Annotated in this window: 19 protein-coding genes and 1 rRNA gene (1 of these 20 only partly in view); 10 read left to right on the top strand and 10 right to left on the bottom strand. The window is 32.0% G+C overall.

Going from position 1 to position 25,316, the window contains the following annotated elements:
- From AC2GW8_RS07610 to fabD, 4 genes are all read right to left on the bottom strand, one after another.
- Positions 1-1,341: ribosomal RNA gene (locus AC2GW8_RS07610) — 16S ribosomal RNA — on the bottom strand; it reaches 181 nt to the left of the window's first position.
- A 764-nt stretch (positions 1,342-2,105) separates the two neighbouring features.
- Complete coding sequence (locus AC2GW8_RS07615; RefSeq protein WP_440882148.1) at positions 2,106-3,527, bottom strand: Ig-like domain-containing protein; 1,422 nt, start codon at positions 3,525-3,527, stop codon at positions 2,106-2,108.
- 216 nt (positions 3,528-3,743) lie between these two features.
- Positions 3,744-4,796, bottom strand: coding sequence for a sensor histidine kinase (locus AC2GW8_RS07620; RefSeq protein ID WP_440882149.1), 1,053 nt, complete (start codon positions 4,794-4,796; stop codon positions 3,744-3,746).
- Positions 4,797-5,216: 420 nt separating this feature from the next.
- Positions 5,217-6,098 (bottom strand): ACP S-malonyltransferase, encoded by an 882-nt coding sequence (fabD, locus tag AC2GW8_RS07625; protein WP_440882150.1) that lies wholly within the window; start codon positions 6,096-6,098, stop codon positions 5,217-5,219.
- Between the two features lie 159 nt (positions 6,099-6,257).
- Here fabD and AC2GW8_RS07630 point away from each other — a divergent pair, with 159 nt between their 5' ends.
- Positions 6,258-6,968, top strand: coding sequence for a queuosine precursor transporter (locus tag AC2GW8_RS07630; protein ID WP_440882151.1), 711 nt, complete (start codon positions 6,258-6,260; stop codon positions 6,966-6,968).
- Between the two features lie 11 nt (positions 6,969-6,979).
- Positions 6,980-8,224: a mechanosensitive ion channel family protein gene (locus tag AC2GW8_RS07635; protein WP_440882152.1), complete on the top strand. Its 1,245-nt coding sequence runs from the start codon at positions 6,980-6,982 to the stop codon at positions 8,222-8,224.
- Between the two features lie 13 nt (positions 8,225-8,237).
- Here the strand turns inward: AC2GW8_RS07635 and AC2GW8_RS07640 are convergent, their stop codons facing one another.
- Positions 8,238-10,361, bottom strand: coding sequence for a carboxy terminal-processing peptidase (locus AC2GW8_RS07640; RefSeq protein ID WP_440882153.1), 2,124 nt, complete (start codon positions 10,359-10,361; stop codon positions 8,238-8,240).
- A gap of 549 nt (positions 10,362-10,910) precedes the next feature.
- On the opposite strand from AC2GW8_RS07640, the gene surE reads away from it, so the two are divergent.
- The 4 genes from surE (at position 10,911) to AC2GW8_RS07660 (ending at position 13,691) form a co-directional block, all read left to right on the top strand.
- Positions 10,911-11,681 carry a 5'/3'-nucleotidase SurE gene (gene surE / locus AC2GW8_RS07645; protein WP_440882154.1) on the top strand — a complete coding sequence of 257 codons (771 nt, stop codon included), beginning with the start codon at positions 10,911-10,913 and terminating at the stop codon, positions 11,679-11,681.
- Positions 11,669-11,956 (top strand): hypothetical protein, encoded by a 288-nt coding sequence (locus AC2GW8_RS07650; protein WP_440882155.1) that lies wholly within the window; start codon positions 11,669-11,671, stop codon positions 11,954-11,956. Before surE ends, AC2GW8_RS07650 begins: the two co-directional genes overlap by 13 nt.
- 23 nt (positions 11,957-11,979) lie before the next feature.
- Positions 11,980-13,092, top strand: coding sequence for a lipid-A-disaccharide synthase (lpxB, locus tag AC2GW8_RS07655; RefSeq protein ID WP_440882156.1), 1,113 nt, complete (start codon positions 11,980-11,982; stop codon positions 13,090-13,092).
- 89 nt (positions 13,093-13,181) lie between these two features.
- Positions 13,182-13,691, top strand: a complete 510-nt coding sequence (locus AC2GW8_RS07660) for a C40 family peptidase (RefSeq protein ID WP_440882157.1) — start codon at positions 13,182-13,184, stop codon at positions 13,689-13,691.
- A gap of 181 nt (positions 13,692-13,872) precedes the next feature.
- Here the strand turns inward: AC2GW8_RS07660 and obgE are convergent, their stop codons facing one another.
- From obgE to secDF, 3 genes are all read right to left on the bottom strand, one after another.
- The gene (gene obgE, locus AC2GW8_RS07665) at positions 13,873-14,862 is read right to left on the bottom strand and encodes a GTPase ObgE (protein ID WP_440882158.1); all 990 of its coding nucleotides are present in this window, start codon (positions 14,860-14,862) and stop codon (positions 13,873-13,875) included.
- A 54-nt stretch (positions 14,863-14,916) separates the two neighbouring features.
- Positions 14,917-16,035 (bottom strand): adenylate kinase, encoded by a 1,119-nt coding sequence (locus tag AC2GW8_RS07670; protein ID WP_440882159.1) that lies wholly within the window; start codon positions 16,033-16,035, stop codon positions 14,917-14,919.
- 88 nt (positions 16,036-16,123) lie between these two features.
- Entirely contained in the window at positions 16,124-19,135 is a 3,012-nt protein-coding gene (gene secDF, locus AC2GW8_RS07675; protein WP_440882160.1) for a protein translocase subunit SecDF, read from the bottom strand.
- A 200-nt stretch (positions 19,136-19,335) separates the two neighbouring features.
- Between secDF and AC2GW8_RS07680 the strand changes: the two genes are divergently transcribed.
- The 3 genes from AC2GW8_RS07680 (at position 19,336) to AC2GW8_RS07690 (ending at position 22,311) form a co-directional block, all read left to right on the top strand.
- On the top strand, positions 19,336-21,033 hold the full coding sequence (locus AC2GW8_RS07680; RefSeq protein ID WP_440882161.1) for a formate--tetrahydrofolate ligase: 1,698 nt from the start codon (positions 19,336-19,338) through the stop codon (positions 21,031-21,033).
- Between the two features lie 106 nt (positions 21,034-21,139).
- Positions 21,140-21,619, top strand: a complete 480-nt coding sequence (locus AC2GW8_RS07685; RefSeq protein WP_440882162.1) for a hypothetical protein — start codon at positions 21,140-21,142, stop codon at positions 21,617-21,619.
- Between the two features lie 11 nt (positions 21,620-21,630).
- Positions 21,631-22,311 carry a YiaD family glycine zipper/OmpA-like lipoprotein gene (locus tag AC2GW8_RS07690; protein ID WP_440882163.1) on the top strand — a complete coding sequence of 227 codons (681 nt, stop codon included), beginning with the start codon at positions 21,631-21,633 and terminating at the stop codon, positions 22,309-22,311.
- Positions 22,312-22,362: 51 nt separating this feature from the next.
- On the opposite strand, the gene AC2GW8_RS07695 is transcribed toward AC2GW8_RS07690, so the two are convergent.
- Positions 22,363-23,163 (bottom strand): DUF2797 domain-containing protein, encoded by an 801-nt coding sequence (locus AC2GW8_RS07695; RefSeq protein ID WP_440882164.1) that lies wholly within the window; start codon positions 23,161-23,163, stop codon positions 22,363-22,365.
- 116 nt (positions 23,164-23,279) lie between these two features.
- Here AC2GW8_RS07695 and AC2GW8_RS07700 point away from each other — a divergent pair, with 116 nt between their 5' ends.
- Entirely contained in the window at positions 23,280-24,788 is a 1,509-nt protein-coding gene (locus tag AC2GW8_RS07700) for a GH3 auxin-responsive promoter family protein (protein WP_440882165.1), read from the top strand.
- Between the two features lie 55 nt (positions 24,789-24,843).
- Here the strand turns inward: AC2GW8_RS07700 and AC2GW8_RS07705 are convergent, their stop codons facing one another.
- The gene (locus tag AC2GW8_RS07705) at positions 24,844-25,296 is read right to left on the bottom strand and encodes an energy transducer TonB (RefSeq protein WP_440882166.1); all 453 of its coding nucleotides are present in this window, start codon (positions 25,294-25,296) and stop codon (positions 24,844-24,846) included.
- Positions 25,297-25,316 lie beyond the last annotated feature (20 nt).

The following is a 25,316-nucleotide window of genomic DNA, read 5'->3' on the forward strand; positions in this document are numbered from 1 at the left end:
CGATTACTAGCGATTCCAGCTTCACGGAGTCGAGTTGCAGACTCCGATCCGAACTGTGATATGGTTTATAGATTCGCTCCTATTCGCATAGTGGCTGCTCATTGTCCATACCATTGTAGCACGTGTGTGGCCCAGGACGTAAGGGCCGTGATGATTTGACGTCATCCCCACCTTCCTCACGGTTTGCACCGGCAGTCTCGCTAGAGTCCTCAGCTTTACCTGCTAGCAACTAACGATAGGGGTTGCGCTCGTTATAGGACTTAACCTGACACCTCACGGCACGAGCTGACGACAACCATGCAGCACCTTGTGAAATGTCCGAAGAAAAAGCTATCTCTAGCCCTGTCATTCCACATTTAAGCCCTGGTAAGGTTCCTCGCGTATCATCGAATTAAACCACATGCTCCACCGCTTGTGCGGGCCCCCGTCAATTCCTTTGAGTTTCAATCTTGCGATCGTACTCCCCAGGTGGGACACTTATCACTTTCGCTTAGTCACTGAATCTAAATCCAACAACTAGTGTCCATCGTTTACGGCGTGGACTACCAGGGTATCTAATCCTGTTCGCTCCCCACGCTTTCGTCCATGAGCGTCAGTATATACGTAGTAGACTGCCTTCGCAATCGGTATTCTGTGTAATATCTATGCATTTCACCGCTACACTACACATTCTATCTACTTCCGTATAACTCAAGTCAACCAGTATCAAAGGCAGTTCTACAGTTAAGCTGTAGGATTTCACCTCTGACTTAATTGACCGCCTGCGGACCCTTTAAACCCAATGATTCCGGATAACGCTTGCACCCTCCGTATTACCGCGGCTGCTGGCACGGAGTTAGCCGGTGCTTATTCTTACGGTACCGTCAAGGTCGTACACGTACGACTGTTTCTTCCCGTATAAAAGCAGTTTACAACCCATAGGGCAGTCTTCCTGCACGCGGCATGGCTGGTTCAGGCTTGCGCCCATTGACCAATATTCCTCACTGCTGCCTCCCGTAGGAGTCTGGTCCGTGTCTCAGTACCAGTGTGGGGGATAATCCTCTCAGACCCCCTACCTATCGTTGCCATGGTAAGCCGTTACCTCACCATCTAGCTAATAGGACGCATAGTCATCTTGTACCAATAAATCTTTAATATACAACCGATGCCAATCATATATATTATGGAGTATTAATCTTCATTTCTAAAGGCTATCCTCCTGTACAAGGTAGATTCTATACGCGTTACGCACCCGTGCGCCGGTCGTCAGCAAGTAGCAAGCTACTCCTGTTACCCCTCGACTTGCATGTGTTAAGCCTGCCGCTAGCGTTCATCCTGAGCCAGGATCAAACTCTTCATTGTATAATCTTTAATATTATTTAATGTCAAGTCTTCAAAAGAATTTTCAAGTGGTAAACCCTAAAGCTTACCGTGGTAATTCTACTCTAATTACGCTGTCAATTTCAATATTTTCAATGAACTTGTTAACCCAAAATAATTAATATAATCTCAATCAATATCTCAAATTAAACTCTTGTAGAAATGCTAGAATCGAACTAACTGATAAACTAATTATCATTCCAAAATTTCTGTGATCGTATCGCTCTCCGTAAGCGGATGCAAAACTAAAAACTTTTTTAAAAATAACAAACATTTTTGAAAGTTTTTTTAGTTTTTTTTTCAGAACAGCCGAAGTCAAATTAAAACCTCAAACAAACTAAAAAAAAGCAGACAATTACTAATTATCTTACCCCCTTTATAACTCTAAAACAACACGCTAAATCAATGAACTTGCTAACTCTTTTACTATGCGTTTTCACGTTAGCGGTTGCAAACATACAACCATTTTTTATTCTAACAAGACTTTTTTTAACCTTTTTTAAACCAAACAAAAAAACAGCTTAATACCAATTACTTATATTTTAAATAATACGTAAACTTTATTGAAAGCTACTGAATATGAATTAAAATTTAAAATCAAAAATTAAAAATTAAAAAAAGCATAAGCTTTATTCTTCAAACAATATAACAAAATACTTAATTAGCTATGCTAACTTAAAAAAATCAATTAATTATTAATCAAATAACTATCAAGAGCCCTTTATTTTATTAATCAGGTCCATATTTTAATTTTTATACTCTATTATATCTTGATCACTATCATTCCTCCTATTAGTCTGTCCACCAGAGTCCGATTTAATCGTAACTTTTAAGGGGACTTTTCCTGAAGAATTAGTTGGTGAATTAAACACAGCTTTAACACCAATTCTAGACAATCCTCCACCTAAAAAAACTCCCCCATTAGCAATATATTCAAACTTATGAAGATCAGAATCAAAGCTATAAGACCAATCTGAGTTATCTACGGCTACCCCGTTTATATCAAGTAAATCTGGATCGAATGTAAAAGCAAAACTTTGACTATGGGGCACCCTAACTTCAACAGAAAAATTTCTTCTAGAATTTTTCCCATTACTCTCAGCAACAGCGATAAAAAAATCAATATTTCCTTTTTCACCAAATACTATTGTTTTTCCTGAAAATAAAGTAGGGAAGTAATCCGGCGGAGAAAACCCATTAACTTTAATTTCCACGCTTCCCTGATCACAAGCTCCTTCAGAATCACAAACATCATAAACGAAAGAATCTGTACCTGAAAACCCATTAGGAGGTAAATAAATTAAATCTCCTGAAGAACTTAAGATAGCTATTCCTCCTTGTGAAGTATTAACTCTCTTAGGAACAACTGACTGAGCATGCCCTTCATTATCAATATCATTTAATAAGACATTGATATTAGCCCCTTCTAATTTTTTTTCAAAATCAGTAGTAAAGAAATCATCTACAGCTATTGTTCTATTTGTATCCAAACTAGTAAAAGCAAATTTCATACGATCTCCTCTAGGCGCCCTAGGTCCTCTGAAATGAGGAACTGTTAATGTAAAACTAGAAACGGCACCATTTATTCTCAATGATCCTGAAGCAGCATAATTCCAATCATCAGCCGATGGTATATCTGTAGATAAAGGAACACCCGTTACAACGTTTCCTGCGCTCGAATCATAAACACCATTACCATTATTTAGAATAAAGTCTGAAGTTCCAGATATTTTTTGCCAAGACAATCCATTATTTAAAGTTAATAGTGATGAATATGAAGTACTCCTAAAAAAAGGATAAAATAAAATTTTATGTTGAATACCTCCAACATGGTCAACATGTATTACAGGATTCTTAACATTTATGAATTGATTTGTAATTGGATCTCTAAATTCAAACGTTATTGAATTATTCCAATTAAATGTTGTGCTCAAACCCGTCATTCCAGCTACACTAGAAGGAGACCAAAAATTTCTTCCATTGATATTCATCGCTTTTCGCTCAAAACCTGGGCTTGTGGTTTTTACAATAATTTTTACACCATCGACAATAGCAACTGCATTCCTGCCACTAATGCTCCAATTTTGCGCTGTTCCCTCAAATATTAACGAACACAATAAAATTAATAAGAATCCTATTTTCCATTTTTTTTTACCAATCCCCCACATTTTGAATATTATTTATTTTAACTAAAATTATTTCTGTACGCCTATATATTACTGAAATATAAAGTTGATTTTAAAAAAACTTGTTATCACAAATTTTTTTGGGGGAAGTTCAAAACAAATACGCGTTTTTATTTATCAAGCGTCAAAAATACAAAAATATACTATATATCAACAACTTAAATAGAATTCCTTTGAAATATATCAATAAAGGTTCTTCTAATTTTTAGTCCGTTTAACAACTGTAAAAAAAAACTCAGTTCCTTTACCTTTATCACTCTCTAACCAAACCCTGCCTCCATTTGTTTCTATTATCTTTTTAACTAACGCCAATCCTATTCCAATAGAATCAATATGTGGTTTCAATTCTAATTTTTGAAATAACTGAAAAATCTTTTGGTGGTATTTTTTATCTATCCCAGGGCCATTATCAGATACTGAGAATATATAATTTTCAGAATTTTCCTTTACATTTATATAAATAACTGATTTTTCTTTATCGTTGTGCTTAATCGCATTTTGAATAAGATTTTGAAAAACCTGTAATAATTGAGATTCATTAAAATAAACATCAGGTAATTTGTTTTTAACTTCAATAATACATCTATCTGAACTATTAACAAGAATTATCCTCTTTATAAGGTCTTCTAAAACTACTTTTTTTATTTCTTTCTCTCTTTCCATCTGCAAAGAATAATTTAGAATGCCGTTAATCAACATATCCATCTGCTCAGCCTGTTCTCTAATAATAAATAAATTCTTATGCATTTCAGAATCTTCTTTCACAAAATTTTCCTCCAATAGTTCTTTTGAGGTTACCCATTCTGCCATTGTATAAATATTTCGAAGAGGTCTTTTCAGGTCATGAGATACCACATAAGCAAACTCTTCCAAGTCTTTATTTCGTCGAAATAATTCTCCGGCTCTTTTTTCTAAATCATTTGTACGTACTTTTATTTTAGATTCTAACTGTAAATTAATTTCCTCGAGCCCTCTCCTATACTGCATAGCACCATTTAAAATTATAAATGAGAAAATAAAAATTGTAGTAATTGATATTAAAATTGCTCCTTCTGTAACGATATTAACATTATTACTTATTACTTGATAAGTCATGTGAAATAGTTGCATGGTGCTAAACAAAATTATTAACCATCTATTATTGAGCATCAATATACCTCCAAATGTTGCTATATATGCTCCTAATAAATAGTCTATTGAGAAATTATTAATAGCCATCATATAAATCAGATAGTGTTCAAAAAAAAACATCGGAATGAACACTAAAAGTCCGTAATAGTTTAACACTATCTTGCTTTTAATTAGGGGCAAAAGCCCTAAGAACAAAAATAATATTGAAAAAAATTCTCTTGCAAAAGGAATATATATTAGAGTTGGATTTAGATAATGTATTAACAGGGAATAAAAAAAAATACCTGGACTGATTAAACACAGTACCTTACTACTGTTTTTTATTTCAAAAGACTCTAACCTTCCAACTTCTCTTATAAAATCCCATTTTGACATATAGCGAAATCATGTTGCCACAAATTAAGTAATTAAGTATAAAATTATTCGCTAACTATCCATCAATTGAAGATAATGTATCGATAGGTTGTATCAAAAAAGCGCTCTTATTTAAAAAACTCCGAAAATTTTTAATTGACGGAGTTTATAAGTTAATTAGTAAAACTAAAAAGTTGCTGAAGAGGCTGGAATACTTCGGTTTATCTTTCGCATAAGTCCCTGTAAAACTTTACCAGGTCCTACTTCGACAAACTCAGAACCTCCATCTGCAATCATATTTTGAATTGATTGTGTCCATTTAACAGGAGCAGTTAATTGAGAAATAAGATTTTCTTTTATTTTTTTTGGAGTAATTACGGCCTCTGCTACCACATTTTGATATATGGGGCATATTGGTTCTTTAAAGTCTGTTTCTTCAATTGCTTTTGCCAGCTCCTCTCTTGCTGGTTCCATTATCGGAGAATGAAAAGCTCCACCAACAGGTAAAATCATAGCTCTTCTAGCTCCTTGTCCTTTTAAAACTTCACAAGCCTTTTCAACTGCCTCTATTTCTCCTGAAATCACCAACTGACCTGGACAATTATAATTAGCTGCTACTACAACTCCCTCAGTTTGATCACAAATTTTCTCTACCAAAGTATCCTCAACACCTAAAACTGCAGCCATTGTCGATGGCTGTATTTCACAAGCTTTTTGCATTGCTTTGGCTCTCTTTGAAACTAAGCTTAACCCGTCTTGAAAAGATAAAACTTTGTTTGCTACCAATGCTGATAATTCACCTAAAGAATGCCCAGCAACCATCTCTGGATTAAAATCATCTCCTAGCACTTTTGCTGATATTACAGAATGTAAAAATACTGCTGGCTGTGTTACTTTAGTTTGCTTTAATTCCTCTGGACTACCTTCAAACATTACGTCTGTGATACTAAAACCTAGTATATCATTTGCTTTCTCAAATAACTCTTGAGCTATTGGAAATTTTTCGTAAAGATCTAATCCCATTCCAGTGAACTGTGCACCTTGACCAGGAAATATATATGCTTTCATCTGTTTATTATTATTTTTTAACTTAAGCAGAGACACCTTTGTTAATACAAAGAGGTATTATGTTTAAAGCATTAATAAAAACCATTTAATAAATAGGTTTTATTTACTTTTACTTGCTCGTGCAAACATACAATTTTTAAAATTACTATTTTATCAAACATGACTACACAACAAAAATTACAAGCAAATTTAATTTACTTGATTTTAACCTCTTTATTTGTAGCATCTCTAATAACGTCTAATTTAATTTTTCAAAAATTCTTTTATTGGTACCCTTTTGATATTACAATTTTTGACACGAGGCTTTTTGAGATATCAGTTGGCCTTTTACCCTATCCAATAACATTTTTAATTACGGATATTATTTCGGAAATTTATGGAAAAACTAAAGCAAACCAAATGGTTGTTGCAGGGGTTTTTGCTTCCATTTTTTCTTTAGCTATTATTTATGTTTCTCAACATGCCCCATCAACACAATGGTCTAAGGTAAATGATGCTACTTTTACACATGTGTTTGGTGCTGCCCCAATAGCTGTTTTCGCATCTATGCTAGCTTATTTAGCTGCTCAATTTATTGATATTCGTATTTATCATTTTTGGAAATCTTATACCAAAGGAAAACATTTATGGCTACGAAATAACTTTTCAACCTTTTCTTCACAGCTCATAGATACACTAACTGTTCTAGTTCTATTATGTTCGTTCAATATTATTGAATGGAATAAATTTTTAGGGTTATTTGTTAGTGGTGTTCTATTTAAGGTTATCATTGCAATTCTTGATACACCACTACTATATATTACCGTATACTTATTTAGAAAGAAATTTAATTTAAAACCTGGCGAAGAAATTCCTAATTTTGACAACTAATATAATTCAAAATGGTCAGTAAATTTTTTTATCATTTTTTCAAAGATAAACTTCTTGTTCCTCATGAGGCTTCAATATACCTAAACTTAATTACTAATTTAGTAGTCATAGGTATCTTTGGATATATCTTGTTTAAGCTTCTCAGGTTTTTTGGAAAGAAGTTTCTTGGTAAGATAGCATACAAAACAAAAACTTCATTTGACGACTTACTAATTAAAAATAAAGTATTTCGTAACATATCTAGGATAATAATATTATCAATGTTTAATTCCTCTTTGCATATTTTATTGGAAGACCTCCCTTTTTTATACAGATACTTTGAAAAAGTTGTTTCTATTGCAATTATTCTATTTACCGTTTGGCTAATTAGAAGTATTTTACTGTCGATAAAAGACTTTTTGAGAGAATTTTCGTCTTTCAAAGACAAACCACTTGAGAGCTATGTACAAATTTTTATGGTTATCTTATGGATGATAGCTATAGTAATTGCTTTCTCTGTGCTTACAGACAAATCTCTTTACAGATTTTTAACAGCACTAGGAACTTTTTCTGCCATTCTTCTTTTAATCTTTAAAGACACAATATTAGGCTTTGTTGCTAGTATTCAAATAACAATCAATGACACTGTACGATTAAATGACTGGATTACCATGGAAAAGTACTCTGCTGATGGTAGTGTTATTGAAATTAACTTAGCTTCGGTTATCGTTAAAAACTTCGATAATACTGTAACAAGTATTCCTACTTATTCATTAATTTCAGATTCATTTAAAAATTGGAGAGCAATGAATAATTCAAAAGGTAGAAGAATTAAACGCTCTGTATTAATTAAAGTAAATTCAATCAAGTTTGTAGAGGATTTAAGCTCTTTTAACAAAATCGAATTACTAAAACCTTATATAGCCAACTCTTTAAAAGAAATTAATAGATATAATACAGAAAAAAAAATTGACAAATCACTATTAATAAATGGTCGTAATTTAACTAATTTGGGGTTATTCAGAAAATACTTAGACGAATACTTAAAGCAACATCCCAAAATAAATCAAGAACTTCTCTTTATGACTCGTCAATTAGAATCAACCCCTAATGGGATGCCATTGGAAGTATATGCTTTTAGCAAAGATAAAACTTGGATAAATTATGAAAGAATTACGGCTGACATATTTGATCATATTTTTGCAAGTATTTCTTACTTCGATTTAGAAGCGTTTGAATTACCTACGGGCAATGATTTAAATCATCTAAACAAATAGAATATTTTGGTATCTATTTTTCTACAATTGCATACTCTTTATTCATTTTTAACTCACTCAACACATTTAATGCTTCATTCATGTATATATCTTTTTTAAGGCTTTTATGCCATGCAAAACGCTTATCTTTTAATACTGTGTCTTTTTTAAATAATTCATTCTCATATTTTGGAGAACTAAAAGTCAAATTCGAATCAAATTTAAAAACCTCTTTAAATCTTTTTCCTTCATTTTCTTTTTTATGTCTTTTGCTCTTAAAATCATTGTAATTCAAAGAAAGTATATTATCTTCTTGATTTCTTTTGAGCCATTTTGCGTATTCACTGATTTTCTTAAATTTTTTATCATTAAATATTCTTTGTTGAGAATTATTAACAACCTCCTCCCAATTACTATACGAATTTTTCTTCTTATAATTGGCTTGAACTACCTTGTCCCAAGGTAAAGCTCCTTTTAAGTCACGTTCTCCAAACTCCATATAACTATACCTTGAAGGCAATGCTATATCAGAATAAACTCCTTCTTTTTGAGTTGACCCTCCACTGATTCTATAAAACTTTTGAATGGTCATTTTAAGAGAACCCAAATCACTTGGGTATTGTTCATAAAAACGGTTGATTGGTAATATGTTTTGAACAGTTCCTTTACCATAGGTCTGTTTTCCTCCTATAACAATCCCTCTTTTGTAGTCTTGCATAGCAGCCGCAAATATTTCCGATGCAGATGCAGAAAACTCATTAACCATAACTACTAGGGGGCCAGACCACTGAATTTGTTCATCAACATCGTTCTTCACGGTTGGAGCTTCTCCTCTATACTTAACTTGAACAATTGGCCCTTTATCGATGAACAACCCTCCTATTTCTATTGCCATTTGTAAGGATCCTCCTCCGTTATCTCTAAGATCAATTATCAGCCCTTCAACACCTTCTTTCTTTAATCTTTCTATTTCTTTCTCCATGTCTTTCGCAGCATCCCTCCTTCCTGGGTCATTGAAATCAATATAAAATTTCGGTAAATTAACTATTCCATATGTTTTTTCATTTTTTTCAACAATACTTGACTTAACAAAAGTTTCTTCAAGCTCGACGACATCTCTAATAATTGAAATCACTTGAAGAGATCCATCAATTTTTTTCACCGTAAGTCTAACTTCTGTGCCCTTTTTACCTTTTATAAACTTAATAGCATCATCTAACCGCATTCCAACAATATCAAGAGGTTCGTTTTTTCCTTGAGCTACTTTTAGTATAATATCCCCTGACTCTAATTCTCCCTGCTTCCATGCGGGCCCACCAGAAATTAGCTCAACAACATGTGTGTACATTCCCTTTTTTTGGAGTCTAGCTCCAATGCCCTCTAACCTTCCAGACATATCTTGATCAAACCTACTCTTAACTCTTGGTGACATGTAAGTAGTGTGCGGATCAAATCCACTAACGATACTATTCAAAAAAGAGGAATACCAATCAGAATTCTCCAACTCATCAATTCGGTTGTATAATTCATTCATGTTTTCTAGAACTTTCGCTCTTGCTACTTTTTCTAGTTCAGCAAAACTTTTCTTTTTAAAAATACTATCTTTTTTGGCTTTTTCATCTTGATCACTTTCTGATTGCTCTACTCTACTAATTACTGATAACTTTAATTGCTTTCTCCAAATATCACGTAACTCTAAATCGTTTTTAGCAAAAGGTATTTTCTCATAATCTATGTTTATTTCCTCATCACTATTGTAATCAAAAGAATCTTTCAATAATAATTTATACAAAGATTTAGCTTTGTCAATTTTTTCTAGAAATCGATTATAGACAAGCTTATAAAAATCAATATTTGTGTTTTTTATTTGATCATCAATTAAATACTTGTATTTTGAAAATTCTAGAATATCTTTTTGAGTAAAGTATCGCTTACTTGGATCAAGATTATTAATAAACTCATTATAAACATGTTCTGAAAAATCATCATCTAATTTTTTTTGAACATAATGATACCTACTTAAAATGTTTTTTAAGACATAAACAATTATTTTATCTTTTTCTGAATCACTATATTGTTTCCCTATCTTATTTGCACTTACAATATTTGAATAAAAAAATGCTGAAATAAGAAATGAAATAAAAAATTTCGTTTTCATAAACTCTCCTATCGTTTTGTATTAAATGATATTATATACCTTGGCTAAGCTACTAAAATAATGCCACTTTTACTAACTTAGAGCCTTTATTATAATAATTAGCTAACTCTCTTTTTATTTTCATACTCTACTAAATATCAATAAGATCCTTTATTTAAAATAAGACTTACTCAATTTTAAAAATATTGTTCTAAAAAAAAATAGAGGAATTTTATTACCCATTTTTCAATATAAACCAATCATTATTCATCGGAATAAATAGAGAATACAAAGGAATACTTCCCAAAAATTTTGTTTCTATATTTTTCTCAATGTTTAGCATAAAAACACACCAATAATACACAATCATTGTAAGATTAACTCTTTAATAAATGTTAAAAACTATAAATATCATTTCTTTAGAAAACTTTTCAAGTATACTCTCGTTGTTATTATAAATTGACACTTTTTTACTAATAAAATTCTTCGCCTAAGTAACTTTTCAAATGAACAATTTTAATTGAGTCCAATAAAAAAATTCATGTACTTTTGTTTTAAACTTGATTTAGTATGAAAAAAAGACCTTTAATTTTAGTTACCAATGACGATGGTATCACAGCTCCTGGTATAAGAATGTTAATAGAAATAATGAATAAAATAGGAGATGTTGTTGTTGTAGCCCCTGATAGTCCTCAAAGTGGTATGGGTCATGCAATTACCGTAAACAACGTTCTTCACTGTAATCCAATAACAATTGACGAAGGTCCACAAATTGAATATAGCTGTTCGGGAACTCCTGCCGACTGCGTTAAAATGGCAAAGAATGAGATACTAAATAGAATTCCTGATCTTTGTGTTTCAGGGATCAATCATGGATCAAACTCTTCAATTAACGTAATTTATTCAGGTACAATGAGTGCTGCTGTTGAAGCTGGAATTGAGGGAATACCTGCAATTGGTTTTTCTTTACTAGATTTTGATTGGCATGCTAACTTCAGGGCTGCTAAAAAATTTATAGAACAAATTACGCTTAATGTAATTCTAAATGGCTTACCCGATGGAGTTGTTCTTAATGTTAATATTCCTAAGCTGAAAGAAGAAGAAATTAAAGGAATACGTGTTTGTAGACAGGCAAATGGATATTGGAAGGAAAACTTTGACAAAAGAAAAAGTCCATACGGAAAGGAGTATTATTGGTTGACGGGTGAATTTATAAATAAAGATAAAGGACAAGATACTGATATTTGGGCTCTAGAAAACGGCTATATATCCGTAGTTCCTGTACAATTTGATATGACTGCTCATCACGCAATTCAAAAGTTAAACACATGGGATTTATAAGAAAAGAGGTTTGTATTGGGGTTTTAATTTCGCTACTTGCTACTATTTGTAGTTTTTTTATTTACTTACAATACATCACTGAAAGTGATTTAATGTCTACATATCATAAAGTCAAAGAAGGCGGTGTTATAAGTACTGTAATCACCTTAGCTGCCATTCCTAATTTATTTGTCTTCTTTGTATTTTTAAAAAAGAAACAAGATTATAGAGCAAGAGGTGTTTTAGTAGGCACTATTTGTATTGCATTGCTTACATTCGTTTTAAAAATCATTTAGTAGTTTAAAATAATACCAAATAAGTGAGATACTATATAATTGCAGGAGAGGCCTCAGGAGATCTTCATGGAGCAAACCTTATGAAATCATTATTCAAGTTTGATACTGACGCTGAGATACGCTTTTGGGGAGGAGATCTAATGAAAAAAACAGGAGGTGATCTTGTTGTTCATTACAAGGAGAGAGCTTTTATGGGATTTGCAGAGGTTTTCACGAATCTAAGAAAAATATTAAATTTTATATCATTCTGTAAAAAAGACATTCGTAAGTTCAATCCAAACATAATTATTTTTATAGATAATTCAGGGTTTAACTTAAGGATTGCGAAATGGGCTAAAAAAAATGAGTTTAAAACAAACTATTATATTTCTCCACAGGTTTGGGCTAGTAGGGCTGGCAGAATAAAAACCATTAAACGAGATATTGATAAAATGTTTGTCATCCTTCCCTTTGAAAAATCTTTTTACAAAAAATACAACTATGATGTAGAATTTGTTGGTCATCCTCTAATTGATGGAATTGACAATAGAAAGTTAGTGAATGAATCCGAATTTAGAAAAGAATATGACTTGGGGGAAAAACCAATTATTGCATTACTTCCAGGAAGCAGAAAACAAGAAATTACAAAAATGCTATCCGTTATGTTATCTCTAATAAATGACTTCAGCGATTATAAATTTGTTATCGCTGGAGCTCCTAGTCAGTCATTCGAATTTTACAGAGCATTTATAAATGAAAGTGACGCTTCTTTTATATCAAATAAAACGTATGATTTATTAAGTATTTCTTATGCTGCTTTAGTAACCTCTGGAACTGCTACTTTAGAGGCTGCATTATTTAAAGTACCGCAGGTCGTGTGCTACAAGGCTAGCAACCTATCGTATCAAATAGCAAAACGAATTATTACTTTAGAATACATCTCTTTAGTAAATTTAGTTATGGAAAAAAAAGTTGTTTCAGAATTAATTCAAGATGAGTTTACATATAAAAACTTAAAACAAGAACTTAAGCTAATTTTAGATCGAAAACATAGAGAGAAACTATTTCTTGATTACTTTGATCTAGAACAACGTTTGGGAGGAGCAGGGGCTTCAGATAAAACGGCTAAACTGATTATTTCAGGTGCAACAAAATGACCTATTGCAAAAACTTAATAGCCTTCTCATTAGAATAATTTAAATTACTAAGTAATTTCTTGAAAAACTGAATCACAAAAACAATATAAATGCAAAAAAAAATACTCCTCTTTTTACTAATCTTTATATCATTTTATTCTTGTGGCTCTTATCAGAAAATAAATGAAAATAAAAATAGTCCCGTAGCTTCAAAAACTCTCAATAAAGCCCCCTCTATTGCTGATAAAGTAGTTTGGACAGCTGTATCTTTCAAAGGAACTCCCTACAAGTATGGAGGAACAAGTAATAAAGGAATGGATTGTTCAGGCTTAATTTTCACCTCGTTCAAGAAAAGAAAAATTCTTTTACCTCGCTCTTCAAGATTAATGTATACTAAAGGCAAATACATAAAACTTAATGAAGTTAAAAGAGGAGATTTATTATTTTTTAAAACATCACGAAGAAAGACGGTAAATCATGTTGGCTTAATAACTTCAACAGAAAAAGGAAAAATTCAATTCATCCATGCAACAAGCTCAAAGGGTGTTCTAGTAAGTTATCTAAGTGAAAAATATTGGAAAAGGGCTTTTGTTAGTGCTAAACGGATTATTCATCAATAATCCATATAATATAAACTTTTGTTCATATGTTTTTATAAAAAAACTAATTATTAGTTTAACTTTATTCGCTATACAAAATAATTAAAAAATCGTGCTCTTTAAATATTATAAATTTAAAAAGAGCTGTACATAATTTACAACTATTTTTAAATTTATAATATATTATCTGATGGTTAAATTTCTAATTTAATAACTCCCATAATTTATCCTTAAGTTCCATTAGCCCTATTTGTGCTACGGATGAGATAAATACAGTATCAACATCACTTGGTAACTCTTCAGATAACTCTTCTTTTAATTCTTCATCAAGCATATCACATTTAGAAATTGCTAATAGTCGTTTTTTATCTAATAATTCAGGATTATGTTTTCTTAGTTCCTCTAATAAAACATTAAATTCTTTTTTTACATCCTCACTATCAGCCGTAACAAGAAATAGTAATACTGAATTACGTTCAATATGGCGAAGAAAATAATGACCTAATCCTTTTCCTTCAGAAGCTCCCTCTATAATACCTGGAATATCAGCCATTACAAAACTCTGGTGATTTCTATATTCTACAATTCCTAAATTTGGCTTTAATGTTGTAAATGCATAATCAGCAATTTTAGGTTTTGCTGCGGTAAGTACTGATAATAGAGTAGACTTTCCAGCATTAGGAAATCCAACTAAACCTACATCTGCTAGTACCTTTAGCTCAATTCGATACCACCCTTCCTGACCTTCCAAACCAGGTTGAGCATATCTTGGAGTCTGATTAGTAGGCGATTTAAAATGCCAGTTTCCTTTCCCCCCTTTTCCCCCTTCTAGCAAAACTACATCTTCGTCGTGTTCATTAACTTCAAATAGTACTTTATCAGTATCAGCATCTCTGAAAATAGTACCTAACGGTACCGGAATAATAATATCATTACCATCACTACCTGTACTTCTACTACTACCTCCATCTCCCCCGTGTTCTGCTCTAAAATGACGTTTAAACTTTAAATGAAATAGTGTCCACATACTTTTATCACCACGAACTATTACGTGACCTCCTCTTCCGCCATCTCCTCCATCAGGCCCTCCTTTAGCTACAAACTTTTCTCTATGTAAATGTGCTGACCCTCTACCTCCTTTTCCAGAAGAAGCATAAATTTTTAAATAGTCTACAAAATTTCCTTCAGTCATTTTAATTGTTTTTTAAATAAAAAAGGGACTTTAATAAGTACCCTCTTCACAATTTTACAAATTATCAAATATATTTGATAACCGTTCTGTAATTTGCTCAATAGTACCTACTCCATCAACTCCATGATAATTACCTTTCTCACGGTAAAAATCTTTCAATATAGCTGTCTTTGTATTGTACTCATTAAATCGATTTCTGATTTTGCTTTCATCAGTATCATCAGATCTACCACTAGTTTTTCCTCTTTCAAGAATTCGATTAACTAATAAATCTTCTTGTACTTCCAGCGCTATCATTCCGTTAATTTTTTCTCCCTTCTCGGCTAAAAATTTCTCTAAAGCTACTGCTTGAGATTCAGTTCTCGGAAATCCGTCAAAAATAAATCCACTTGCATCAATATGTCTTTCTACTTCATCTTGTAGCATACTAATGGTAACCTTATCTGGAACAAGTTCGCCTGCATCAATATACTTTTTTGCTAAAAGCCCTAACTCTGTAGCATTTTTGATATTAAATCGAAATACATCCCCTGTTGAAATATGGATTAAATTATATTTTTCTTTTAAAATAGAAGCTTGTGTCCCTTTTCCAGCACCTGGGGGACCAAATAATACAATATTTTTCATTTTTGGTTGTGTTGTTAATTGATAAACAGCAGGCATATTTCTTCCATAACCATTATAATCTAATCCGTAACCAATAATAAAACTATCCGGAATACTCTTCCCTATATAATCTATTGGTAATTCTTTTCTGTAGACGTCTGGTTTAAAGAAAAGTGTTGCTATTTTTAATTCTTTTAAATTTTTAGATTTAAATATTTCGTATATTTCCTGAAGTGTATTTCCTGTATCTATTACATCTTCTAGAATAATCACAGTTCTTCCCTCAAGATTCTCATTAACACCAATTAATTTTTTCACTTTATCAGTAGAAGAAGTTCCTTCGTATGAGGCAAGTTTTACGAAAGACACTTCACAATCACCTTTAAAAGCCCTCATAAAATCAGACGCAAAAATAAAACATCCATTTAATATACCTATAAAAAGAGGAACTTCATTTTCTGGTAAATCATTTTTAACTTGTACAGCTAATTCAGTAACAATACTGGCTATTTCTTTTTTAGAGACATACTCCTTAAAATATAAATCGTGAATTTTTGTAATTTCCATCTGAATGCAAAGATAGTTTCTTGATATTAAATGAAAAAACCGTTTTGAACTCTATTCAAAACGGTTTGACTATAATCTCAATTATAATTTATTTTTTTTCTTTTTTCTTGGCTACGTCAAACATAATTGGTGTTGCAACGAATAATGATGAGTAAGTACCCACAACTACCCCAACAATTAAAGCAAACATAAACCCTTTAATACTATCACCTCCAAAGAAGAAAATAGCTAACATTACTAATAATGTTGTTAAAGATGTATTTATTGTTCTTCCTAAAGTACTACTTAAAGCTTTATCAACCAAATTAGCCGTAAGCGAATTACTGTTATTTGCATACTCTCTAATTCTATCGAAAATAACTACGGTATCATTTAAAGAGTAACCTACTACAGTCAAGATTGCTGCAATAAACGATTGACCAATTTCCATGTCAAAAGGCATAATTTTGTAAAAAATAGAGAAAACTCCTAGCACTACCAATACATCGTGAAATACAGCTACAACAGCACCAATAGAGAAGGCCATTTTTCTAAAACGTAATAATATATACAAGAATACTCCAATTAATGACCCTAATACGGCCCATAAGGCAGATTGCTTTATATCATCAGCTATTGTAGGATCTACCTTCATATAACTCATAATACCTCCTCCATTATTTACTTTTTCAAAACCAGGCTTAAAGTTTTCATAGGAAACATCTCCCAAATAAGGTTGTAAGCCTTTAAATAATGCACTTTGCACCTCTTCGTCAACCTCCTTACTCTTATCTTCAATTTTGAAAACAGTGGTTATTTTTAGTTGATTTTCAGCTCCGTAAGTTTTAACCTCTGGAGCTGTTCCAAATACATCTTTTAAATTATTTGCTACTTCATTCGCCTTCATTGGTTTTTCAAAACGAACAACATATGAACGACCTCCCTTGAAATCAACACCTTGTTTTAGTCCTAGTGTTAACATAGAAGTCAATCCAAAAATAATTAATGTTCCTGAAACAATATAGGCCAACTTACGCTTCTTTAAAAACTCAACATTGATATTTTTAAACCAATTTTTAGAAACGTTGGTATTGAATGTTAAATCCTCTGAATCTTTAACCGATTTATCAATTAACAAACGTGTAATAAATACAGCTGTAAATAATGATGTTGCAATACCAACCATTAATGTTAAAGCAAATCCCTTAATCGGTCCCGTTCCAAAAGCATATAAAATAAAACCTGTCAATAAAGTAGTAATATTAGCATCGATAATAGCAGACAAAGCTCCTTTAACCGAAAATCCTTCATCTACAGAAACACCTAAACCTTTTCCCGCATTTAAACCTTCTTTGATTCTTTCAAAAATAATCACGTTAGCATCAACTGACATACCTATCGTCAAGATAATACCTGCTATACCAGGCAATGTCAATACTGAATTAAACGAAGCTAATATCCCAAAAATGAATAATATATTAACAATCAAAGCTACATTCGCATATACACCTGCCTTTCCGTAATATAAAATCATCCATAGTAAAACAAGTAATATAGCTAAACCAAATGACCAAATACTTGCATTAATAGACTCTTGACCTAACGATGGTCCTACAACTTCTGCTTCAATCATTCGAGCTGGCGCTGGCAATTTACCTGCCTTTAATACAGTTGCAATATCTTTTGCTTCATTTATAGTCATGTTTCCTCCAGAAATCTGAGTACTCCCACTAGTTATAGGCTCATTAACCGACGGTGCAGTATATACATAATCATCTAAAACAACAGCGACAAATTTCCCTGCATTTTCAGTAGTCATTTTACCCCATGCTTTTGTGCCAACACCATTCATTTGCATATTTACAACTGGTTGGTTGGCTCTAGTAGGATGGAAATCTTGCTTTGCATCAGCAATAACATCTCCCTCTATAGGCGCATCATCATTTCTATTTGACTTCACTGCATAAAGTCCAATCATTGGTGTTAAATCTTGGTCTTTATTCTGCTCAGTTCTTTCCGGTGTAAATGGTTTATAATCCCATAGGAATTTTGCATATCGTAAATTTTTAGGAAGTAAAGACTTAATATCTTTATTAGCTAGAAGACTATTTACCATTGCTGTATCTTGTAACTTAGCATAAGCAATAGTAGAACTAACCTGTTGGAAATTTGGTATTAAGTAAGTAAATAATGATTTCTGGGTTTCAACTTTTACTGAATCTTTAGCCTCACCTAATAAATCATCAATATCATCCTCTTTTTTAACCGTGTCCTTAACTTTTTCAGCTTCTTCTTCTACTTCTTCTTTTAATAATTCAATAGCCTTCATATTAGCTGATTGGAAAAAAGGAATTACTTCAGAGTTTGTAAATACTTCCCAAAATTGTAATTCAGCAGTACTTTGTAATAACTTCTGAACACGTTCAATATCTTTTGCTCCAGGTAACTCAACCTGAATTCGTCCAGATGTACCAATACGCTGAATGTTTGGTTGAACAACTCCAAATTTATCAATACGGCTACGTAATACTTCAAATGCAGTGTTTATTGAAGAATTAATTTCTTCTTGTAAAGTCGATTTAACCTGCTCATTTGTTTTGTTGAAGTTTATTTTATCACGTAATGATTTAGTTGCTCCAAAAATATTTGGATCACTTAATTTAACGTTACCCTTACTTAATTCTACGAATGCATCATAGAATAAATCTAAGTAATTATCTTGACTGTTTTTTTGAGCTTCATCAGCTTTTGACAGAGCCTCTCTAAAAACCTCATTTTTAGAATCATTAGATAATCCTATTAGGATATCTTTAACTGACACTTGTAGAATTGCATTAATCCCCCCTTTTAGATCGAGACCAAGATTCATCTCTTTATCTCTGATATCATCATAAGTGAATTTGGCAATTCCTAAATTTACTACTTCCTTATTTGCTACGCTGTCCAGATATCTTCTTTCGAATCTAGCTAACTCTCTACCATTATTATCTTTAACATTTTTTTTCGCGTACTCCTTAGCACTACTTTCTACCTTATTGGCAAAAAATGTAAATGACAATTGATAGGCGCTTACTATTCCAAAAAGAACAGCAAATAATTTAATTAGACCTTTGTTTTGCATTTTTAATTAATTTAAATCGACTTTTTTAAACGTGCAAATATAGTATTTCAAAAAAAGAATTGCCAATTCTTTTAAGATATTTATAATCAAAGAACTTGTTTATCTATAACTTTATATATAAATATTGTTTTTTACCTTTGGTAAATCTTTAATTTTAATTAGGGTAAAGTTTAAATAAAAAAACAAACACTAAAGTGATTATGCAAACATCGAATAATGAAACAATACATTTATCTGATATAGAAATTGCACAGTTAAAAAAACTTAAACATATAAAACACATTGCTAAGAAATTAAACATTGATGAAGATGATTTAGAAATGTACGGCAAGTATAAAGCTAAATTGCCCCTAAACCTCATCAATGAGGAGCAAATTAAAAACAATAATTTAGTTTTAGTAACTGCTTTGACACCTACTCCTGCTGGAGAAGGAAAAACAACTGTATCGATTGGCTTAACAGAAGGTCTAAATAAAATTGGGAAACAAGCCACTGTTGTATTACGTGAACCATCATTAGGACCTGTTTTTGGTATTAAAGGTGGAGCTGCTGGAGGAGGGTATTCTCAGGTAGTACCGATGGAAGACATTAACTTACATTTTACTGGAGACTTTAATGCCATTGAAAAGGCGAACAATTTATTATCTGCTCTAATTGACAACAATCTTCAAAGCAAAACTAATAACTTAAACTTAGACCCTAGAACCATTCTCTGGAAACGAGTTATTGATATGAATGACAGATCATTACGCCAAATAACAATTGGTTTAGGTGGAACAACGAATGGTATTCCAAGAGAAGATGGATTCAATATTACTCCTGCTTCTGAAGTAATGGCTATTTTGTGTATGGCGGATAACTTTGATAACCTAAAAGAGCGATTAGGAAATATTTTTATTGGTTTTACCTTTGATAAGAAACCTATTTTTGCTCGCGATTTAAAAGCTCAAGATGCCATGGCTATTCTACTAAAAGATGCAATCAAACCAAATTTAGTTCAAACATTAGAGGAAAACCCTGCAATTATTCATGGTGGTCCTTTTGCTAATATTGCGCAAGGAACTAACACCATTTTCGCCACTAAAATGGGACTATCTTTATCAAATTATGTAGTTACTGAAGCTGGCTTTGGTGCAGATCTAGGAGCTGAAAAATTCTTGAATATTAAATCCGCATATGCTGGATTGAATCCTAAATGTATTGTTTTAGTGGCTACGGTAAGAGCTTTACGTCATCATGGAGGATCTCCAAAAGATGAATACAATACTCCAAATTTAGAACGAATTAAAAACGGGTTTAAAAACTTAGAAAAGCATATTGAAAATATTCGAAAATTTAATATTGAGCCTGTTGTAGCAATTAATTCATTTATCTCAGATTCTCAAGAAGAGGTTGATTTTATTATTAAGGCATGCGCTGCCTTAGGAGTGCAAGCTGTAACATCAGAAGGATGGGCTAAAGGAGGAGAAGGGACTAAGAGTTTAGCTACGGCTGTAGTAGATGTTATTGAAAACAAATCCTCTCAATACAAACCTCTTTATGACTGGAAATCTCCAGTAAAAGAAAAAATTGAAACTATTGCAAAAGAAGTTTACGGAGCTGTCTCTGTTGAATACAGTAAAAAAGCACAACTAAACCTTCGAAGGATCGATCGATTAGGCTTTAATGACTTTGCCATTTGTATGGCCAAAACCCAAAAATCTTTCTCTGATAATGAAAACTTAATAGGTAGACCAGAAAACTTTATAGTTACAGTACGTGAGATAGAAATAGCAGCTGGAGCTAAATTTATCATTCCAATACTCGGAAAAATGATGAGAATGCCCGGTTTACCCTCAGCACCTGCCTCTGAAGGAATGCACATCGATAATACTGGAAAAATCTCTGGACTTTCATAAATGTTTAACCGTTTTAACACTGAATTTATTTACAAAAAATAATAAAAATTGTTCCCTTGCTAAAAAATAGGAAAGTAAATCTAATTAAAATAAGAAAATTAAAATTATGAGAAAAAATTTATTATTAATCATATTGGTAAGTTTATGTATAGGATGTAAATCCACATCTATTACCAACAATAAACTAGATGGGAAAAAAGAAAGAATGTTAAAAGGTGACTGGACTATTACCTCCGTGACGTTTCCTGGATCGGAATATCTAAACGTTACCTCATTCAACCTGCTAGACTCACAATGTTTTATTGGAAGTGATTGGAACTTTATATCCAACAATAACAAAGGAACGATGCGTATTAAAGGAAATAATAAATGCCAATCATTTGATTCACCAATAACTTGGTATATCAATACAGATGGAAATTTCATATTCAAAATTATCAATGGTAATAAAGCGAAACAAGTCAAAAGTGGTTATATAATGAGCGTAAAAAACATATCTGAGACAAGTTTTCAACTGTCTAACAAAGTTGATGTAGCGGGTAGTATCAAAGATATAACCTATACTTTTCAAAGAAATAATTATTAAAAACTTTTAAAATGAAAAAAGCAATATTATATATTTTAGCATTGTCTTTCCTGGCAGGTAGCACCTTTACTTCTTGTAGCGCTATAAAAAATGCAAATAACACACAAAAAGGAGCTACTATTGGAACAGCTGCTGGCGGGGCACTTGGTGCGATCATAGCAAGAAAAAACCCAGCACTTGGAGCTGTTTTAGGTGGCGTAATTGGTGGTGTAGCAGGAGGGTTAATTGGAAATAATATGGACAAGCAAGCCCGTCAAATCGAACAAGCACTCCCTACAGCTGAGGTAGAAAGAGTTGGTGAAGGGATCAAATTAACACTCGGAGAAAACGCAATAAGATTTGCTGTTAACAAATCTTCGTTAACAACAACCTCTAGAGCTAATTTGAACAAATTGATTAATGTTTTCCAAGAATACAAGGATACCAATATTATTATTTATGGATATACAGATAGTACTGGTAGAGCAGAATACAATAAAACGTTATCTGAAAAAAGAGCTAACTCTGTAAAAGATTTTTTTATTGGTAAAGGATTAAACCCAAATAGATTCCAAATAAAAGGTTTAGGAATCGAAAACCCAATAGCATCGAACGATACTGCAGAAGGGAGAAGTAAAAATAGACGCGTTGAATTCGCTATTGTAGCAAACCAACAAATGGTGAATACTGCTAAAAACGAAGCAAATAAATAATTTATCCAGAAAAACACTAGTTCTATTTAATATGAACTAGTGTTTTCTCTCCTATTTTTTAACAATCCGAATCCTTACAACTAAACCTTCATTACTTCGAATATTAAATACTGTGTCGTCCTCAAAAATTAGATATTGTCCTTTAATTCCAACTAATTTTCCTACAAAACTTTCCTGTTTAATCAAATTCAAGCTTTTAGGTTTTATGGGGTATTTTTCTACAGGAAAATAAATATTCATTGCCTTATCTTTTTCTAAAAAATACTCTTTTGTCTCTTCTGGAATAAAAGGCATCAACTTTACTTTCCAATCCTTCAAATCAGCTTCTTCAATATCATTTCTTAGCATTTTTCTCCAATTCGTTTTATCTGCTACATGCTTTTTAAGAGCAACTTCTGTAATTCCTGCTAAATATCTATTCGGCACTTCTAAAATTTCAATTGCCTCATGCGCACCTTGGTCTATCCATCTAGTTGGCACCTGACTTTTTCTTGTTACTCCTACTTTCACATTACTTGAGTTTGCTAAATAAACAATATGTGGCTGTAACTGCATTTCTTTTTCATATTCAAGATCCCTATCTTCTTTATCTAAATGAGCCTTACTTAACTCTGGCCTAAGAATCCAATCAGCAACCCTTGGTGATTCAAAAAAGCATTTTTTACAAAATCCTTGTCTATAGATTTCTCTTTCACTACCACAATTTAAACACTCATAAGTTATAAAACTTAATGAAATAACTCTATTTAAAAGTTGGTTAATATTCAAAAAGTCAGACTTCATATCCAAATAATATTGAACACACTCTAAGTTTTCAGTTGACATTTTTTTTAACACTCCTTGATATTCCATAACCTAAATTTTATTACTTTTATCTAAAATTATTTACTTGTTTTAACTAAACTAGAAATAGTTTTATTATCAAAAAATCATAACAATAAACTACAACTACAAACTTAAAAAATATTATGGCGTTTACGTTTATAAATTCAATCATTTCTTGGTTTTTAAAAAAACGAAAACATCAGGTAGAACTTTTCCTGAAATACCCTGTTTATGTTCAGAACGAAGTTTTGTCAAAACTACTAAATACCGCAAAAAACACCGAATATGGAAAACAGCACAACTTTTCTTCTATTAAATCATATGAAGATTTTATTAAGAAAGTTCCTATTAGAAAGTACGAGAGTATTGAACCTTTAATTGAACGATGTAGGCAAGGAGAACAAAACATATTTTGGCCAACCCAAATTCGTTGGTTTGCTAAATCCAGTGGTACTACTAACGCAAAAAGTAAGTTTATCCCTGTTAGTGATCAAGCAATCGGAGACTGTCATCTTAAAGCAGGGAAGGATATGTTATGTCTTTATATTAACAACAACAAAAACGCACAATTATTTACAGGTAAAGGTCTTAGACTAGGTGGAAGTTCTAATGTCTATGAAGACAATAACTCTAACTTCGGAGATTTATCTGCTATAATAATAGAGAATATGCCTTTTTGGGCTGATTTCAGTTCTGCTCCCAAACAAGAGGTAGCTTTAATGAGTGAATGGGAAACAAAAATGGAAGCAATTATAGATGAAACCATTAATGAAAATATTACTAGCCTCGTAGGGGTTCCATCATGGATGCTTGTTTTACTAAACAGAGTGTTGGAAAAAACGGGCAAGAGCAATATATTAGAAGTTTGGCCTAACTTGGAAGTTTATTTTCATGGAGGAGTAAACTTCAATCCATATCGTGAGCAATACAAAAAATTAATTCCAAAAGAATCTTTTAAATACTATGAAACATATAACGCTTCGGAAGGTTTCTTCGGAATACAGGACAAAAACAACTCAGATGAACTTTTATTAATGCTTGATTATGGTATTTTTTATGAGTTTATTCCCATGCCCCATTTTGACGGTGAAAACTCTATTGCCATTCCTTTAGAAAAGGTTGAAAAAAACACAAACTATGCAGTTGTTATAACTACTAATGGTGGCCTATGGCGTTATTTAATTGGTGATACAGTTAAATTTACCTCCACAAACCCTTATAGAATTAAAGTCACCGGTAGAACGAAACATCATATAAACGTATTTGGAGAAGAATTGATTATTGAGAATGCTGAGGAGAGCCTAAAGGCTGCATGCTTAAAAACAGATGCAACAGTTAAAGATTACACAGTTGGCCCTGTTTTTATGGATAATAGTATTCAAGGTGCTCATGAATGGGTAATAGAATTTGGTAAGGCTCCAGAAAATCTAGATTTTTTTACTGAAATGTTAGACAGCCATCTAAAGAATTGCAATTCAGACTACGAAGCAAAACGTTATAATAATATGACCCTAGGAATGCCAAAAGTTCATCAAGCTAGAAATGGCTTGTTCTATGAATGGTTAAAAATAAAAGGGAAGTTAGGAGGCCAACACAAAGTCCCTAGATTATCTAATAAACGTGAGTTCATTGACGAACTTTTGAGTCTATAAAAAACAACATATAAACACTTTTTTTAATTTAAGGATCTCAAAAGCTACAAATCATTTAATGAATTTTTATAGGTAATGTAAATTGTGATGTCACAGCAACTCCTTTCTTTATAGCTGGCTTTACTTTTGGCAGTTTTTTAATAGCAGTGTTTAAAAGGCTATCCAACATGGGTATTTTTTTTAATACCGCTTTAGATGATTGAATTTTTTCTAGTTTTATATTACCTGTTTTACATACTTTTATACTCAATATAACTTGTTCATTAATCTCTCCTTCAACTTGAATGTTTTCCAGAAATAAATTTTTCTTAACCCTCCTTAGAACCCCTTCTTTAAAGCATCTTTCTCTGTTAATATTACTAAGACTATCACAACTTAAGAAAGCTGGAAAATGATCTATCTGATTAATATTTATTGCTTCAAGATAATTTTTCTTTTCAAAACTACTTTTTATTGAGTAATTACAAGAATTTAAAAATAAAAGAAATGAAATAAAATAAAACCTCATTTACCTGATTTTTAAGCGAA

It is taken from the genome of Tenacibaculum profundi (assembly GCF_057162725.1).

Bases quoted from the DNA above. Each gene is read 5' to 3' on its own strand.
- AC2GW8_RS07620 (WP_440882149.1), bottom strand. From the start codon at position 4,796: ATGTTTTTTTTTGAACACTATCTGATTTATATGATGGCTATTAATAAT.
- AC2GW8_RS07670 (WP_440882159.1), bottom strand. From the start codon at position 16,035: ATGGAAATTACAAAAATTCACGATTTATATTTTAAGGAGTATGTCTCT.
- AC2GW8_RS07650 (WP_440882155.1), top strand. From the start codon at position 11,669: ATGGGATTTATAAGAAAAGAGGTTTGTATTGGGGTTTTAATTTCGCTA.
- AC2GW8_RS07615 (WP_440882148.1), bottom strand. From the start codon at position 3,527: ATGTGGGGGATTGGTAAAAAAAAATGGAAAATAGGATTCTTATTAATT.
- fabD (WP_440882150.1), bottom strand. From the start codon at position 6,098: ATGAAAGCATATATATTTCCTGGTCAAGGTGCACAGTTCACTGGAATG.
- AC2GW8_RS07700 (WP_440882165.1), top strand. From the start codon at position 23,280: ATGGCGTTTACGTTTATAAATTCAATCATTTCTTGGTTTTTAAAAAAA.
- AC2GW8_RS07685 (WP_440882162.1), top strand. From the start codon at position 21,140: ATGAGAAAAAATTTATTATTAATCATATTGGTAAGTTTATGTATAGGA.
- secDF (WP_440882160.1), bottom strand. From the start codon at position 19,135: ATGCAAAACAAAGGTCTAATTAAATTATTTGCTGTTCTTTTTGGAATA.
- AC2GW8_RS07690 (WP_440882163.1), top strand. From the start codon at position 21,631: ATGAAAAAAGCAATATTATATATTTTAGCATTGTCTTTCCTGGCAGGT.
- AC2GW8_RS07640 (WP_440882153.1), bottom strand. From the start codon at position 10,361: ATGAAAACGAAATTTTTTATTTCATTTCTTATTTCAGCATTTTTTTAT.
- AC2GW8_RS07695 (WP_440882164.1), bottom strand. From the start codon at position 23,163: ATGGAATATCAAGGAGTGTTAAAAAAAATGTCAACTGAAAACTTAGAG.
- AC2GW8_RS07680 (WP_440882161.1), top strand. From the start codon at position 19,336: ATGCAAACATCGAATAATGAAACAATACATTTATCTGATATAGAAATT.
- surE (WP_440882154.1), top strand. From the start codon at position 10,911: ATGAAAAAAAGACCTTTAATTTTAGTTACCAATGACGATGGTATCACA.
- AC2GW8_RS07660 (WP_440882157.1), top strand. From the start codon at position 13,182: ATGCAAAAAAAAATACTCCTCTTTTTACTAATCTTTATATCATTTTAT.
- AC2GW8_RS07630 (WP_440882151.1), top strand. From the start codon at position 6,258: ATGACTACACAACAAAAATTACAAGCAAATTTAATTTACTTGATTTTA.
- AC2GW8_RS07705 (WP_440882166.1), bottom strand. From the start codon at position 25,296: ATGAGGTTTTATTTTATTTCATTTCTTTTATTTTTAAATTCTTGTAAT.
- obgE (WP_440882158.1), bottom strand. From the start codon at position 14,862: ATGACTGAAGGAAATTTTGTAGACTATTTAAAAATTTATGCTTCTTCT.
- AC2GW8_RS07635 (WP_440882152.1), top strand. From the start codon at position 6,980: ATGGTCAGTAAATTTTTTTATCATTTTTTCAAAGATAAACTTCTTGTT.